This is a genomic window from Oscillospiraceae bacterium MB08-C2-2 (assembly GCA_035621215.1).
In the GTDB taxonomy this organism is placed as follows: domain Bacteria; phylum Bacillota; class Clostridia; order Oscillospirales; family Ruminococcaceae; genus WRAV01.
In genome coordinates this window covers 2,170,331-2,184,991 of the sequence record CP141729.1, presented here as the reverse complement: position 1 = coordinate 2,184,991, position 14,661 = coordinate 2,170,331, and the positions used below count along the sequence as shown (strand labels likewise).

The 14,661-nt window shown below is 53.1% G+C and carries 16 protein-coding genes; 11 read left to right on the top strand and 5 right to left on the bottom strand.

Annotated features, from left to right (window positions below; translation table 11 throughout):
• The first annotated feature begins 36 nt into the window (after positions 1–36).
• The 4 genes from U6B65_09750 (at position 37) to U6B65_09735 (ending at position 5,389) form a co-directional block, all read left to right on the top strand.
• Positions 37–1,254 carry a glucose-1-phosphate adenylyltransferase gene (locus U6B65_09750; protein WRS26625.1) on the top strand — a complete coding sequence of 406 codons (1,218 nt, stop codon included), beginning with the start codon at positions 37–39 and terminating at the stop codon, positions 1,252–1,254.
• Entirely contained in the window at positions 1,251–2,372 is a 1,122-nt protein-coding gene (glgD, locus tag U6B65_09745) for a glucose-1-phosphate adenylyltransferase subunit GlgD (protein ID WRS26624.1), read from the top strand. The genes U6B65_09750 and glgD overlap by 4 nt, the downstream gene beginning before the upstream one ends.
• Positions 2,373–2,408: 36 nt before the next feature.
• Positions 2,409–3,827: a glycogen/starch synthase gene (locus tag U6B65_09740; protein WRS26623.1), complete on the top strand. Its 1,419-nt coding sequence runs from the start codon at positions 2,409–2,411 to the stop codon at positions 3,825–3,827.
• Positions 3,828–4,351: 524 nt separating this feature from the next.
• The gene (locus U6B65_09735; protein WRS26622.1) at positions 4,352–5,389 is read left to right on the top strand and encodes an aldo/keto reductase; all 1,038 of its coding nucleotides are present in this window, start codon (positions 4,352–4,354) and stop codon (positions 5,387–5,389) included.
• 106 nt (positions 5,390–5,495) lie between these two features.
• Here the strand turns inward: U6B65_09735 and rplA are convergent, their stop codons facing one another.
• The 5 genes from rplA to rpmG all read right to left on the bottom strand — a co-directional run bounded on the left by rplA (position 5,496) and on the right by rpmG (position 7,939).
• Positions 5,496–6,188: a 50S ribosomal protein L1 gene (gene rplA, locus U6B65_09730; GenBank protein ID WRS26621.1), complete on the bottom strand. Its 693-nt coding sequence runs from the start codon at positions 6,186–6,188 to the stop codon at positions 5,496–5,498.
• 59 nt (positions 6,189–6,247) lie between these two features.
• The gene (gene rplK, locus U6B65_09725; GenBank protein ID WRS26620.1) at positions 6,248–6,673 is read right to left on the bottom strand and encodes a 50S ribosomal protein L11; all 426 of its coding nucleotides are present in this window, start codon (positions 6,671–6,673) and stop codon (positions 6,248–6,250) included.
• A 295-nt stretch (positions 6,674–6,968) separates the two neighbouring features.
• On the bottom strand, positions 6,969–7,490 hold the full coding sequence (nusG, locus tag U6B65_09720; GenBank protein ID WRS26619.1) for a transcription termination/antitermination protein NusG: 522 nt from the start codon (positions 7,488–7,490) through the stop codon (positions 6,969–6,971).
• A 42-nt stretch (positions 7,491–7,532) separates the two neighbouring features.
• Positions 7,533–7,772, bottom strand: coding sequence for a preprotein translocase subunit SecE (secE, locus tag U6B65_09715; GenBank protein ID WRS26618.1), 240 nt, complete (start codon positions 7,770–7,772; stop codon positions 7,533–7,535).
• Between the two features lie 17 nt (positions 7,773–7,789).
• Entirely contained in the window at positions 7,790–7,939 is a 150-nt protein-coding gene (gene rpmG, locus U6B65_09710; protein ID WRS26617.1) for a 50S ribosomal protein L33, read from the bottom strand.
• Between the two features lie 538 nt (positions 7,940–8,477).
• Between rpmG and U6B65_09705 the strand changes: the two genes are divergently transcribed.
• The 7 genes from U6B65_09705 to U6B65_09675 all read left to right on the top strand — a co-directional run bounded on the left by U6B65_09705 (position 8,478) and on the right by U6B65_09675 (position 14,647).
• Positions 8,478–9,536: a D-alanine--D-alanine ligase family protein gene (locus U6B65_09705; GenBank protein ID WRS26616.1), complete on the top strand. Its 1,059-nt coding sequence runs from the start codon at positions 8,478–8,480 to the stop codon at positions 9,534–9,536.
• Positions 9,537–9,602: 66 nt separating this feature from the next.
• The gene (gene murI / locus U6B65_09700) at positions 9,603–10,433 is read left to right on the top strand and encodes a glutamate racemase (protein ID WRS26615.1); all 831 of its coding nucleotides are present in this window, start codon (positions 9,603–9,605) and stop codon (positions 10,431–10,433) included.
• Positions 10,434–10,455: 22 nt separating this feature from the next.
• Positions 10,456–10,890 carry a DUF1934 domain-containing protein gene (locus U6B65_09695; GenBank protein ID WRS26614.1) on the top strand — a complete coding sequence of 145 codons (435 nt, stop codon included), beginning with the start codon at positions 10,456–10,458 and terminating at the stop codon, positions 10,888–10,890.
• Positions 10,891–10,893: 3 nt separating this feature from the next.
• On the top strand, positions 10,894–12,588 hold the full coding sequence (gene argS / locus U6B65_09690; protein ID WRS28936.1) for an arginine--tRNA ligase: 1,695 nt from the start codon (positions 10,894–10,896) through the stop codon (positions 12,586–12,588).
• 38 nt (positions 12,589–12,626) lie between these two features.
• On the top strand, positions 12,627–13,829 hold the full coding sequence (locus tag U6B65_09685; protein ID WRS26613.1) for a homocysteine S-methyltransferase family protein: 1,203 nt from the start codon (positions 12,627–12,629) through the stop codon (positions 13,827–13,829).
• 54 nt (positions 13,830–13,883) lie between these two features.
• The gene (locus U6B65_09680; protein WRS26612.1) at positions 13,884–14,465 is read left to right on the top strand and encodes a hypothetical protein; all 582 of its coding nucleotides are present in this window, start codon (positions 13,884–13,886) and stop codon (positions 14,463–14,465) included.
• 44 nt (positions 14,466–14,509) lie between these two features.
• Positions 14,510–14,647, top strand: a complete 138-nt coding sequence (locus tag U6B65_09675) for a hypothetical protein (GenBank protein ID WRS26611.1) — start codon at positions 14,510–14,512, stop codon at positions 14,645–14,647.
• Positions 14,648–14,661 lie beyond the last annotated feature (14 nt).

Genomic DNA, 14,661 nt, shown 5'->3' with positions numbered 1-14,661 from the left:
TATATACTCATATATAAAAAAAGAGAGGTAATCGGGATGGCCAACAAAAAAGAAATGATCGCTATGCTGCTGGCCGGCGGCCAGGGAAGCCGCCTCTATGCCCTGACCAGAGATTTAGCCAAGCCTGCTGTTCCCTTTGGGGGCAAATACAGAATCATCGATTTCCCTTTATCCAATTGTGTGAATTCCGGTGTGGATACAGTGGGGGTGCTCACCCAGTATCAGCCGCTGGTGCTCAACGAATACATCGGCAACGGCCAGCCATGGGATTTGGACCGTATGGGCGGCGGGGTTTTTGTCTTGCCCCCCTACCAGAAAAGCACCGGCTCCAACTGGTATATCGGCACAGCCAACGCCATATACCAAAATATGAATTTCATCGACCGCTATGACCCGGAATATGTGCTTATCCTTTCCGGCGATCACATTTACAAAATGGATTATGCCCTCATGCTGGAGCAGCACAAAGAAACAGGGGCCGACTGCACCATTGCGGTGGTGGAGGTGCCGTGGGAGGAGGCCTCCCGCTTTGGCATCATGAACACCGATGAAGAGGGCCGGATTGAGGAATTTGTGGAAAAGCCAGCCTATCCCAAAAGCCGGCTGGCCTCTATGGGTATCTACATATTTTCCGCATCTATCCTTCGGCAGTATCTGGAGCGGGACGATCAGGATGCCTTTTCCTCCAAGGATTTTGGCAAGGATGTGATTCCCGCCATGCTGGAGGATGAAAGGCGGCTGTATGCCTACCGCTTTGACGGCTACTGGAAGGATGTAGGCACCATCGACAGCCTCTGGGAGGCCAACATGGATCTGCTGGATGTTCATGTGGCTATGGACCTTCACAGCAGTGATTGGAAGATTTACGCCCGCAACGCCTGCCGTCCTCCCCATTTCATCGCCCGGGGTGCCCGGGTGCAGGGGTGTCTTATCACCGGCGGGGTTGAAATTTACGGAACAGCCGATTCCTCGGTTCTGTTTGCCGGGGTTACGGTGGAAAAGAACGCCATCGTGCGGGATAGCATCGTAATGCCGGGCAGTGTCATCAAAGAAGGTGCGCTGGTGCAGTATGCCATCGTGGGCGAGGGCTGTACCATCGGTATGGGAGCCCAGGTGGGGGTTCGCCCGGAGAATACACCCGATAAAGAGCAGTGGGGGATTGCCGTGGTGGCCAACAACGTAAGCGTTGCCCCCGGCAGTGTAATTCCGGCGAAAGCCATTGTGGATGCAAGAGCAGAGGAGGTGCGGGTGTGAGAAACCGCAATATATTGGGCATTGTCTTTTCCAATATGCACGATGATACGGTCCGCAGCCTGACCACCCACCGGAGTATGGCTTCGATCCCGGTTGGGGGGCGGTATCGTCTTATTGATTTTGCCCTTTCCAATCTGGTTAACGCCGGTATTGAGGATGTGGGTGTGATCACCAAAAGCAATTACCAATCCCTGATGGATCATCTGGGCAGTGGCCGGGAGTGGGATTTGGCCCGCAAAAGGGGGGGTCTGAGCATCCTGCCGCCCTTTGGAAGTGCAGGCTCCGGCATCTACCGGGGCAAGGTGGAAGCACTGGCCAACATCGAAACCTATATTCGGTTCCATGACCCGGAATATTTGCTGCTGACCGACTGTGATATGCTGGCCAACATTGATCTTGGCCCCTTTATCGATGCCCATATGGAAAGGGGTGTGGAGCTTTCGGTGCTCTATGCCAGAGCGAACCTGTGGCCCGAGCATGCTCAGGATACCACCGTGCTGGAGGTAAACGACCGCTCCATGGTCACCGGGGTACAGCTTCATCCCCATGCCCGGGGGCAGCAGAATATTTTTATGAATGTCTGCCTGGTTTCCCGCCGCTATCTGGAGCGCCGGGTGTTTGAGAGCTTCAGCCGCAGCTGCTTTAATTTTGATGAGGCCATTTTGCAGGCCGGTGTGGAAGAAACCGCCATCTACGCCCACCCTTATTCCGGGTTCTTCTTCCGCATCGGCTGTATGAAAAGCTATTACGATGCAAACCTGAGTCTGCTGGAGCCGGAGGTGCGCCACGCCCTTTTCCCCATGAGCCAGCCGATTTACACCAAGGTGCGGGATGATCCGCCCACCCTTTACGGTCTGGATGCGCAGGTGAGCAACTCTCTCATTGCCGATGGCTGCCGCATAGAGGGCATTGTGGAGAACAGCATACTGTTCCGGGGCGTTCAGGTGGCCAAGGGAGCCAAAATCCGCAACAGCATTGTGATGCAGAACACCTGCGCCGGGGAGTATTCCTCGCTGGATTGTGTTATCACCGATAAGGATGTGATCATTCAGGAGGGCCGGGTTATGCGGGGCTTTGAGACCTACCCCGTTTTTATTGAGAAGGGTGCCACGGTTTAAGAGCCAAGGCGCTTGTGTAGGATTGGAGGGAGCAAAGTGAAAATATTATTTGCAGCCAGCGAAGCGGTGCCTTATGCTGCCTCAGGAGGGCTGGCGGATGTAGCCGGTTCACTGACCAAGAGCATATGCGGCCGGGGCCACGGTTGCCGGGTTGTGCTGCCCCTTTATGGGGATATCTCGGAGGAGCATCGGCAGTCTATGCGGTTTGTGGCCTCCTTTACCGTGGTGTTGGGGTGGCGAAACCAATACTGCGGGGTGTTTGAAGCCCAGCGGGATGGAGTTTGGTATTATTTTCTTGACAACGAATACTATTTCAAGCGGCAGGGCCTTTACAGCTTTTACGATGATGCCGAGCGGTTTGCGTTTTTCTCCAAGGCTGTGCTGGATATGCTGGAGCAGGTGGATTTTGAACCGGAAATCATCCACTGCAACGACTGGCAGACCGGGCTGATTCCAGTGTATCTCAATACCCTGTATCGGGCCAGCCCCAAGCTGCGGGAGGTTAAAACGGTTTATACCATCCATAACATCCAGTATCAAGGGCAGTATGATCTGGAAATAGCGGGGGATGTGCTGGGCCTGCCGGAGCCGGCTGTAGCGATGCTGGAATACGGCGGCAGCCTTAACCTGATGAAGGGTGGCATCGATCAGTGCGATTTGCTCACCACAGTCAGCCCCACCTATGCCAAGGAGATTCTTGATCCTTATTATGCCCATGGGCTGGAAGGCTTTTTGCAGACAAAAAGCTATAAGCTCCACGGTATTCTCAATGGCATTGATACGGTCAGCTATGACCCTGCCGCGGATTTGAGCCTGCTGGAAAACTATAGCTTATCGGCGCTTAAAGGCAAACAGCGAAGCAAAAAAAAGCTTCAATTGGAGCTGGGCCTTTCCCCCGATTCCAAAGCGCCTATGCTTGCCATGGTAACCCGGTTGGCCTCCCACAAGGGGCTGGATTTGGTGCAGTATATTTTTGGCCGCATCATGGATGAGGGCGTGCAGTTTGTTCTGCTTGGCTCAGGAGATTGGCAGCTGGAAAAGTTTTTCCGGGAGATGGTTGCCCAGTATCCGGGCAGAGTCTCGGTAACCCTTGGTTTTGAGCCGCCTTTGGCCCGCAAAATCTATGCAGGGGCGGATTTGTTCCTCATGCCCAGTAAAAGTGAGCCCTGCGGGCTGGCCCAGATGATCGCCCTGCGGTATGGTACCCTGCCTGTGGTGCGCAGCACCGGCGGGCTTGCGGATTCCATCATAGACGTGGGGGATGATGGCTATGGCTATACCTTCCAGAGCTACAACGCCGAGGATATGCTGGGTGCAATCCAGCGGGGCTTGGCCGATTATGCCCAGCCGAAAAAATGGGTAGGGCTTGTGAAAAAGGCCATGGCCTGCGATTTCAGCTGGGAGGCCTCCGCCGGGGAATACATCCGGTTGTATCAGCAGATTGTTGAGGGGTAAGGCGCTTGGTGATAGAGCGTTATATATGGTTTAATAGAGCTTATATTTTTCACTTCCGCACTCATGCCGTGCGGCTGGCACATCCTTTCTCCACGATGAGAAAGGATGCAAAGAATCGCCAAGGGGGCGCTCCCCCTTGGTACCCCCCAGAGCCGAAATGGAGCGTCATAAAAATTCCTGCCTCTCGGTCGCACTCATGCCGTGCGGGCAATGACTTTCTTTTTGGCTGAAAAAGAAAGTTATCAAAGAAAAAAGCCTCCCTTGGCAGCCGGCAAAGCGTTTTATCCCTATGGGTAATACGGGTTGAGATTTTGGGCCGCACGGTTTCCACAAGGTTTGCACGGCTTCTGTTTTGTGCTAAAATAGAATGGGTAAGTAAAAGGCAGCTCCGGCCTCTTTGCCGGGGCTGCTTTGGCTTGCGGGCTTTCCGGGTGATGATTGGGGTATCCCAACCGGAGAGCAGCGCTGGCAATTGATGAGAAAAGCAAGGGTTTCCGGTAAAAGAAAGGGTTAGGGTGTTCAGGATGGAAAAGATTCTATTGGGAAAAACAGGCCTTGAGGTAACCAGAACCGCCTTTGGCATGCTGCCGCTTCAACGGGTGGATGCTGAAACCGCTGTGCAGATTCTTCGCACAGCCTATGAAGCAGGCATTAACTTTTATGATACTGCCCGATCCTACAGCGACAGTGAAGAGAAAATGGGGCTGGCCCTTTCAGATGTGCGAAAGAATATCATCGTCGCCAGTAAATCCATGGCCACCAATGGCGATGAACTGAAAAAGCATTTGGAAATCAGCCTAAACAATATGAAGACCGATTATATTGATATTTATCAGCTGCATAACCCCACACAGCTGCCTGACCCGGAGGATAAAAACAGCACCCTTTATGCTCTGATGGAAGCGAAACGCCAGGGGATGGTCCGGCACATCGGCATCAGCAACCACAGTGTGGATCGAGCCGTAGCGGCGGTAAAATCCGGCATCTACGAAACCATGCAGTTCCCCTTCTCTCTTCTTTCCATTCAGCGGGATAAAGACTTGGTGGCTCTTTGTGAGGAGCATGGAATGGGCTTTATCGCCATGAAAGCCTTATGCGGTGGGCTGCTTACCAATGCCCGAACTGCCTTTGCCTATCTGCGCCGCTTTCAGGCAGTTGTTCCCATCTGGGGCATTCAGCGTATGGAAGAGCTGGAGGAGATACTGGAGCTGGATGCCAATCCACCGGTATACGATGCCGAGATTCAGGCACTTGTAGCAAAGGAAAGGGAAGAGCTGAGCGGTGACTTTTGCCGGGGCTGCGGCTATTGCTTGCCCTGCCCGGTGGAAATTCCCATCAACATGGCGGCCAGAATGACCTTTTTGCTGCATCGCTCCCCCTATCTGAGATTCCTGACCCCTGCGTGGCAAAAAGAAATGGCTCACATTGAGGATTGCATCGAGTGTGGTTCCTGCGCCTCTAAGTGCCCATATTCTCTTAACACACCCCAGCTGCTGAAAACTATGCACAAGCAGTATGTGGCCTTTTTGGAAGAGCACAGGGACGAGATACCCTCTGTTTAATAAGAGAAAAACGGACCGAACCCAGATAGCCAATTTCTTGTGACAATACAAATAAGGCTCCATGAGATTTAAAATCCCATGGAGCCTTATTTTAATCGAAAAAATGTTAGATAAATTTAGAAGGGTTGATCTTGACGCCAGGTCCCATGGTGGTAGCAACCACGCAGGAGCGGACATACTGGCCCTTGGCGGCGGAAGGCTTTGCTTTCACAATGGCGCCCATAAGAGTATCCAGGTTTTCCTGGAGCTTCTCAACGCCGAAAGAGGCCTTGCCAAGAGGGCAATGGATGATGTTGGTTTTGTCAAGACGATACTCGATCTTACCGGCCTTGGCTTCTTGAACAGCCTTGGCAACATCAGGGGTAACAGTACCGGCCTTGGGGTTAGGCATCAGGCCGCGGGGTCCGAGAACCTTACCGAGGCGACCAACAATGCCCATCATATCGGGGGATGCGATAACTACATCAAAATCCATCCAGCCTTCGGTCTGAATCTTGGTCATCATATCCTCTGCGCCAACATACTCAGCACCGGCTGCCTGAGCGGCGGCCACGTTATCGCCCTTGCAGAAAACAAGAACACGAACCTTTTTGCCGGTACCATTGGGCAGAACCACAGCGCCGCGAACCTGCTGGTCGGCGTGACGGGAGTCAACACCAAGGCGCACATGAATTTCCACAGTTTCATCAAATTTAGCCTTTGCGGTTTTCAGGCAGACATCGAGAGCCTCGGTTGTGTCATGCAGAGCCGCTTTATCGAACAGCTTTACGCTGTCCGCGTATTTTTTTCCACGTTTCATTGCGTAATTCTCCTCCTAATTGAGTGGTATAATCGGATTTTTTCCTCCCACCCGGGGAGCTATTCCTCCACCGTGATGCCCATGCTGCGGGCGGTACCAGCCACCATGCTCATGGCTGCTTCCAGATCGGCAGCATTCAAATCGGGCAACTTTGTCTCAGCGATCTTTTGGACCTGCTCTTTTGTGAGCTTGCCCACTTTGGTCTTGTTGGGGACACCCGAGGCCTTATTGAGACCAAGTGCCTTTTTAATAAGCACCGGAGCCGGAGGAGTCTTTGTGATAAAGCTGAAAGAGCGGTCTGCGTAAACAGTGATAACCACAGGAATAATCAGGCCCACGTCACCCTTTGTGCGCTCGTTGAATTCCTTGGTAAACGCCATGATATTCACGCCGTGCTGACCCAGAGCAGGGCCTACCGGCGGGGCCGGAGTTGCTTTACCAGCGGGAATCTGCAACTTGATATAGCCCGTAACCTTGTTTGCCATTTTAATTGCACCTCCAAAAATAGTGGTTTATGCCGAGAAATCCTTTTGATTTCTCTCCCACCTTGTTTTCTTTTCTCTAAAAGAAAACAAGCAAAAGAAACCCCATATTTTTCTTTTAGAAAAAAGAAAAATATGTAAAAGAAAACCATTTGCGCCTTCCCTCTAAAACATACAAAAGAAAACCCCTTACTTTTCTTTTAGAAAAAGAAAAGTAAGCAAAAGAAAACACCCTTGCTCTTTTTCAGAAAAAATGCACAAAAAACACATTGTGGCTTCCCTTGGGAAAAGGATAAGGCTAATCCAGTGTTTCCACCTGATCCAGCTCCAGCTCAACCGGAACATCCTTACCCATCATGGAAACGGTAACCCGAACCAGATTGTTTTCCGGCTCAATGGAATCCACAACGCCGATAAAGCCTTCCAGGTAGCTGTCTACAACCTTAACCGAATCGCCCACCTTAAAGTTGACAACAATTTCCCGAACCTCAACACCAAGGCGGCTTACTTCCTCCTCGGTGAGGGGAACCGGCTTGGAGCCAGGGCCCACAAATCCGGTAACACCACGTATGTTGCGCACAACATACCAGCTGTCGTCTGTCATAATCATTTTGACCATAACATAACCAGGGAAAATCTTGCGCTCAACTTCTTTTTTCTTGTTGTCTTTAATTTCCACAACGGTTTCGGTGGGAACCTTAACCTCGCAGATCAAATCATGCAGCTTACGGTTCTCCACAGCTTTTTCGATATTGGTTGCCACTTTATTCTCGTAACCGGAATAGGTATGCACCACATACCATCTGGGTGTTTCAGACATACTTACACTCCCTTTTCAGCTCTAGTTCAGGCGCTACGGCCATTAAAACAGGGACATAAGCAGCTTGACAAGCTGGGATAAAAGAATGTCGAACCCACCGATGAGAATCGAAGCTACAATCATAAAGCCGATAACAATAACAGTGTTGTTCATAACCTGTTTCTTGCTGGGCCACACAACCCGCTTCATTTCTCCGAGAATATCGCGGAAAAACCGGGAAATTTTGCCGAAAAATCCAGGGCCGGACTTGCTCTTTTCTTCTTTTTTTACGTTTGCTGCCAATTCAAAGTCCCGCCTTTCTACTTGGTTTCCCGATGAGGCGTGTGCTTCCTGCAGAATCTGCAATACTTGTTCATCTCAAGCCTGTCAGGATCGTTTTTTTTGTTTTTCTGGGTATTGTAGTTGCGTTGCTTGCATTCGGTGCAAGCCAAAGTGACCTTTACTCTCATTGCGGCACCTCCTGATTCATGGATTTTTTTGCCTCCCTCACAAGGGGACACATTTGAATATCTCCAAATGGCCTGGTTTGCGGCTTTTAAGCCTGTCCGTCTTCAAACAATTCTGAACAGATTTTTGCACACAAAAAAAGAACCCTTTTAGAGGTAATGACACTATATCATAATTTGGCCTGATAGTCAACGATATAAAGGGATTTTTTATTCTAAAAGCTAAGGTCGGTGGTATATGATAGTAGAGTGCACTGTGTGCAGGGCAAACTGCTCACTTTGCGCACCACCGCCCCAAATGCGCCATTTTATTAGAACGCTTTTCTTTTGTGATAGAAAGTGAAGATGAAATTTTGCCGGTTTTTCAGCCCGAGGCGCAAAAAAACGGCAGGAAATGTTTGTGTTAAGGCCGTCATTGTGCTATTATTACGATGGTAGTTGCTGTCAGAAAATAGGGAGCCAAGCCCGCTGTTTTTCTTGGTGGGAATATAGTGTTGGCCCGGTTTTGAGCAACTGCCCATAGAAATGGAGATGAGCTGCTTTGTCTGTTAAATTGTGTGTACTATTTGGCGGGGTATCCAGCGAGCATGAGGTTTCCCGCATATCAGCGGCTTCGGTGCTGGAAAATCTTCACCGTGACCGTTATGAACTGACTGTTTTGGGCATCACCCGGGATGGCCGCTGGCTGCACTATACCGGCCCGGCTCAGCTGATTGCTGAAGATAAATGGGAGGCCCCTGAATATACCGCTCCTGCCATTCTTTCCCCCGACCGCTCTCACGGCGGCCTGTTGGTGAAAAAAGAAACCGGCTGGGAAAATCTCTCGGTGGATGTTGTGTTCCCGGTGCTTCATGGCAAAAATGGAGAGGATGGCACCATACAGGGTCTTTTGGCCTTGAGCGGCATTCCCTGCGTAGGCTGCGGCGTGCTCTCCAGCGCGATGTGTATGGATAAAGCCATTGCCCACTCGGTTTTGCAGGCGGCGGGTGTTCCCAAGGCAAAGCTCCTTGCCCTTTATGAGGACGAAGCTCAGGATATGCAGGCGGTGGAGGCTCGCTTTGCCCGGGAGCTTGGGTATCCACTGTTTATCAAGCCGGCCAATGCCGGTTCTTCGGTGGGCATCACAAAGGCCCATAACCCGGCGGAGCTGGAAGCCGCTTTGAAGGCTGCCTTTGTCCACGACCGCAAGATTGTGGCCGAAGAGGCTATTGCAGGCAAAGAGGTGGAGTGTGCCATTATGGGCAACCGTTCTCCCGTTGCTGCACAGGTGCTGGGCGAGATTGCTCCGGTTAAAGAGTTTTATGACTACGAAGCAAAATATGTGGATGGCACCACCGAGCTGCATATCCCCGCCCGCATTGATGAAGTAACTGCCCAGCGGGTTCGCAAAACAGCGGTGCAGGCTTATCAGGCATTGGAATGCGCCGGTCTTGCCCGGGTGGATTTTTTTGTGCAGGCGGATGGCAAGATCATTCTCAACGAAATCAACACCCTGCCGGGCTTTACCAGCATCAGCATGTATCCCAAGCTGTTCACAGCCAGCGGTGTTGCTTATTCCGATTTGATTGACCGGCTCATTGAATATGCCCTTAAAGGTTAGACCGAAAACCACCGCCAAGCCCATGGTGCCTTGTGCGGAATGAACTTATGAAAGGGGGCTGTGCCCGTGGACAGCCGGCCTATTGGTGTGTTTGATTCCGGGGTGGGGGGCCTTACAGCGGTCAAGGAGCTGCAAAAGCTTCTCCCCTCCGAAGAAATAGTCTATTTGGGGGATACCGGAAGGGTCCCTTATGGAACCCGCTCACGGGAAACCATTATCCGTTATGCGAAGCAGGATATTGCCTATCTGCGGCGGCAGGATGTGAAGCTGCTGGTGGTGGCCTGCGGAACAGTCAGCTCCAATCTGGATGAAGCGCATCTGGAAGAGATCGGTCTTGCCATTCCATGGACTGGTGTGGTGGTTCCAGCTACCCGAACAGCCTGCCGCACCACCCGCAACGGGCGTGTGGGGCTGATTGCCACCCCTGCCACCGTGCGCAGCGGAGCCTACGAAAAAAATGCAAGGCAGATCGCCCCTGAGATTCAAGTGATCAGTCAGGCCTGCCCTCTGCTGGTGCCGTTGGCCGAAAATGGTCTGGTGGAAAAGGATAACCCCATTTCCCGCCTGACACTGGAAATGTATTTAAAACCCTTGGCCCAGGCGGATATCGATACCCTGATTTTGGGCTGCACCCATTATCCCTTGTTTTATGAAGCCATCGCCGAGATCATGGGCCCGGCGGTCACCCTCATTGATTCCGGGGCAGAAGCGGCCCGGGAGACCCGCCGCTTGCTGGAGCAGCATGACCTGCTGACCTCCCGGAAAGAAGAAGGCACCGCCCGCTACTGTGTGACCGATACAGTGGAACGATTTGCGGAAGTAGCAGCCATCTTTTTGGGGAAGAATGTATTGGGACAGGTAAAATTCGTACAATTGGAGGAAAACACCGGCGACTGACGCCCTCCGGTAATAAAAAGCCATGAAACAAAATAAAAAGTTCCTGATCAGCATCAAAGGGGTTTATACCAACTACGAGGATTCGGATACCATTGAGCTCTTTACCACCGGGGATTTTTATGCCCGGGGAGGCAATTACTACATCAGCTACGATGAAACCGAGGCCACCGGCTTTGAAGGTTCCCGAACCACCCTCAAGGTGGAGGACAGCCGCCGGGTGACCATGGAGCGCAGTGGCAGCTCCCAGGCCCAGCTGGTGATTGAAAAGGGTGTGCGCCACCAGTGCCATTATGATATGGGCTACGGCGATCTGATGATCGGTATTTCCGGGGAAAAAATCAAATCTTCTCTCACTGAGCAGGGCGGAAACCTGACCTTTAAATATTCGCTGGATGTGAACTCCCAGCTGGCCAGTGAGCATGAAATGTATATAAACATCAAGGAGAGTGCCAATTAAATGATGAACAATATCGTGGAGGCTGCCCGGCAGCAGATCAACAGCATTCTTGAGGCAGCCGCCGGGAAAGCGGCAGCACAGGGGCTTTTGCCTCACGGGGAGTTGCCTTCTTATTCCATCGAAATCCCCGGGGATACCTCCCATGGGGATTTTGCTGTCAATGCCGCTATGGTGGGTGCTAAGAGCTTTTCGATGGCACCCCGGAAGATTGCCGAGGCCTTGTGCGGCAATATGGAGCTGGAGGGAACCTTCTTCCAGTCGGCTCAGGTTGCAGGCCCGGGCTTTATCAATTTTGCCGTGAATCCCTCATGGTTTGCTCAGTCGGTGGAGCTGATTGAAAAGCTGGGCGGCGAATATGGCCGCAGCGACTACGGCAAGAACGAAAAAATTATGGTGGAATTTGTTTCCGCCAACCCCACCGGCCCTATGCATATGGGCAACGCCCGGGGCGGCGCCATTGGCGACTGTCTGGCCGCCGCTATGGATGCGGCAGGCTATCAGGTGCAGCGGGAATTTTATGTCAACGATGCAGGCAACCAGATCGCCAAGTTTGGTCTTTCACTGGAGGCCCGGTATATGCAGGAGCTTCAGGGTGAGGATTCCTTTGCCTTCCCGGAGGATGGCTACCACGGCGAGGATATCCGTGACCGTGTGAAGGAATACATTGCACAGGGCGGCGCAAAGCTGCTGGATGTGGAAAGTGCCGCACGCCGTCAGGCCTTGGTGGATTACGCTCTGCCCCGCAACATCGCCAAGCTGGAGGAGGATCTGCACACCTACCGCATTGATTATGACCTGTGGTTCCGGGAAAGCGGCCTCTATGCAGACGGTACAGTGGAAAAGGTTGTGGGTATTCTGGGCGAAAAGGGCCTGACCTATGAAAAGGATGGCGCCCTTTGGTATAAAGCCACCGAATTCGGCGGTGAAAAGGATGAGGTTCTCATCCGGCAGGGCGGAAGCCCCACCTATTTTGCGGCGGATATTGCCTACCATTACAACAAGTTTTCGGTCCGGGGCTATAACCGGGTTATTAATGTATGGGGTGCAGACCACCACGGCCATGTGGCCCGCCTTAAAGGTGCTATGGATGCCGTGGGTCTGGATGGCTCCAAGCTGGATATTATTCTCATGCAGCTGGTGCGCCTCATGAAGGACGGCCAGCCTTATAAGATGAGCAAGCGTACCGGCCGCAGTGTAACCCTTTCCGATCTCACCGATCTGGTGCCCATCGATGCCGCCCGGTTCTTCTTCAATATGCGGGAGCCCGGCTCTCCCATGGATTTTGACTTGGATTTGGCTGTGGAAGAAAGCTCTCACAACCCGGTTTATTATGTCCAGTATGCCCACGCCCGGATTTGCAGCATTCAGCGCAATCTGGAAAAGGAGGGCATCTACACCCGCCCCTGCACCCGTGAGGAGCTGGAGCTGCTCAGCCAGCCCGAAGAGCGTGAGCTGATCCGCAAGCTGGCCCAGTATCCCGATGAGATTGTCAAGGCGGCTAAATACTATGACCCGGCGGGCCTGACCCGTTATGCCATGGAGACCGCCACCTTGTTCCATAAGTTTTATAACACCTGCAAGGTTAAGGGCGAGGATGAAGCCCTGATGCAGGCCCGCCTGCGGCTCTGCCTGTGCATGGGAGGGACCCTGCGCAACCTGCTGGAACTGCTGAAAATCAGCGCCCCTGAGCTGATGTAGCAAACTGCCCCAACATTTTGTTAAAGGAGAATGCCTTGATGAAAGTCCCTTTGCCCCGGCTGCTGGATGGAAGCGTTTTGCAGCTGTATCCGCCGGCGGTGCCCCGGGATTTCTGCGCCCCCCAGTGGTTCTGCGCTCATTTGGAGCCGCTTAAGGAGCTGCTCGCCGCCTATGCCGGAGTGGGAGCCGGTGTAATCTGCGCCCCAACCGGAGGGGCCGATCCCCTTTCCTTGGAGGCAAAAGGGCTTTTCGACCAGATGGAGGCCTTCAACCGCTCACTGATGGAGGCGGCTGTGGAGGCCGCCGGCAAAACCGGGTTGGCGGCGGGTGTGCTGGAATCCACAGGGCTTGGGCATTGGGAGGAGATTCCCTTTGGCCGCCGGGTGGATTCTTATGCCCAGCAGGCCCTTTGCCTGAAAGAGGCGGGAGCCGTACTGCTGGTGATTCGCAAAATGACTTGGCTGCCCGAGGCACGAGCCGCTGTGCTGGGTGCCCGGCAGACAGAGCTTCCCATTTTGGTGGCTATGGAACCTTGTGATTCTCGCCTGCCTATGGAGGAAGAAGCAGTATTGGCCGCTTTGGTGGTTTTGCAGGAGCTGGGAGTAGAGGGCTTCGGCTTAGAGGGCAATGCCCCGCCGGCCGTGATGGAGCCCATTCTGCAAAGGCTGGAGGGTCTGGCCAAGGTGCCGCTGATTGCGAAGCCTGCCGCCGCCTACTCCGATGAAATGGGCAGAGCCACCTTGCTTTCTCCCGGGGCTTTTGCCGCCATGGCACAGGGCCTTATTCAGTCCGGTGCGGTTTTACTGGGCGGCGGCGTGGGAAGCACGCCCGAGCATATTCGGGCACTATCCAGCCCATCGGCCGGGGCTGCCGGCTCCCATGACCGCCAGCCTGCCCCCTTGGTGCTGGCCGGTGAGAAGGGTGTTTATTATCTGGATGAGGATTTCACCTTTTCCCAGCCTCTGACCTGCCATCTGGATATGTCCGAGGCTGTGCTGGAAGCGGAGGATTGCGGCTGTGATGCTTTGCTGGTGCGGGTTTCCACTGCTGCCGATGGCATTATGCTGGGGGAAAACGGCTATCTTTTCCGTATGCCCATCTGCCTGCTGGCGGATAGTGCCGAGGCTCTGGAATCCGCCTTGTTCCATACCACCGGGCGCCTCATGGTGGATCGCCGCTCCGATCTGCCTGGCGAAGAACTGGATCGCATTGCCGCAGGCTATGGCGCATTGGTGCGGTAGCCTTTTTGATCCAAATGGCTGTATTGAACCAAACAATTAAGGATGTGAAAAACCTTGGCTTTTAAAATCAGCTTTCAGCCCGATCCGCCCCAAATGGAATCGCTGCCTGTTGCCAAAATCACTTCGTATCCGCTGGAACAGCGGGATTACCGCCCCTATGCCCAAAACCGCATCTGCCTGACCCCCAAGGGTCTGGTGCTCCAGATGTGGGCCTTTGAGGTGAGCCCCCAGGAGGATAGCGCCCTGCGGGGTGTGTTTGGGCTTTTCCCCCAGGAAAGTGAGGTTTATCTTTCGGTTACAGCTCTGAGCACCGAAAAGGTGCAGGTGGAGCTGCTCCGGGATGGCAGCTTTTTCCCTCTCCCGGCCGAGGTGCGGGAGGCCTTTTCTGTGCATCCCTTTGGTGGGGAGGATTTGCAGGGGGTCTATTGGGGCAATACTATAACCATCACCAAAGAGCTGATTCAGGGTGTATATGGCGGCTTCTCCTTTGAGGCTGGGAATCAGTTCAAAGGGAATTTTTATAAGCTCAGCCAGCAGCCGCCCAGCCCCCATTACGGCTGCTTTTATCCGGCGGATTTTGCCGGCAACCCTTATGGACCTGCTTCTATGGGGGATTTTTTGGTGGTGGATTATTGAGGTCTTTGAGCAGGAAGGATTAAAACAAAGGAGGTAGCCTGCAAATGAAATATTTTGGCAAGGTACTGGCTTTTCTGCTGGCGGCGGTTGCCAGTGTGCTGGCTGTCCAGCAATTGATCGGATGGCTTTATTACCGCAAAAAGGGCCGCTATCTTTCCGCAGGCTCCGACGAGGCGGCCTAATTATATGGATTCTG

Excerpts from the sequence above, each read along its gene's own strand:
- U6B65_09750 (WRS26625.1), top strand. The coding sequence starts at position 37 with ATGGCCAACAAAAAAGAAATGATCGCTATGCTGCTGGCCGGCGGCCAG.
- U6B65_09735 (WRS26622.1), top strand. The coding sequence starts at position 4,352 with ATGGAAAAGATTCTATTGGGAAAAACAGGCCTTGAGGTAACCAGAACC.
- rplA (WRS26621.1), bottom strand. The coding sequence starts at position 6,188 with ATGAAACGTGGAAAAAAATACGCGGACAGCGTAAAGCTGTTCGATAAA.
- rplK (WRS26620.1), bottom strand. The coding sequence starts at position 6,673 with ATGGCAAACAAGGTTACGGGCTATATCAAGTTGCAGATTCCCGCTGGT.
- nusG (WRS26619.1), bottom strand. The coding sequence starts at position 7,490 with ATGTCTGAAACACCCAGATGGTATGTGGTGCATACCTATTCCGGTTAC.
- rpmG (WRS26617.1), bottom strand. The coding sequence starts at position 7,939 with ATGAGAGTAAAGGTCACTTTGGCTTGCACCGAATGCAAGCAACGCAAC.
- U6B65_09695 (WRS26614.1), top strand. The coding sequence starts at position 10,456 with ATGAAACAAAATAAAAAGTTCCTGATCAGCATCAAAGGGGTTTATACC.
- argS (WRS28936.1), top strand. The coding sequence starts at position 10,894 with ATGAACAATATCGTGGAGGCTGCCCGGCAGCAGATCAACAGCATTCTT.
- U6B65_09685 (WRS26613.1), top strand. The coding sequence starts at position 12,627 with ATGAAAGTCCCTTTGCCCCGGCTGCTGGATGGAAGCGTTTTGCAGCTG.
- U6B65_09675 (WRS26611.1), top strand. The coding sequence starts at position 14,510 with ATGAAATATTTTGGCAAGGTACTGGCTTTTCTGCTGGCGGCGGTTGCC.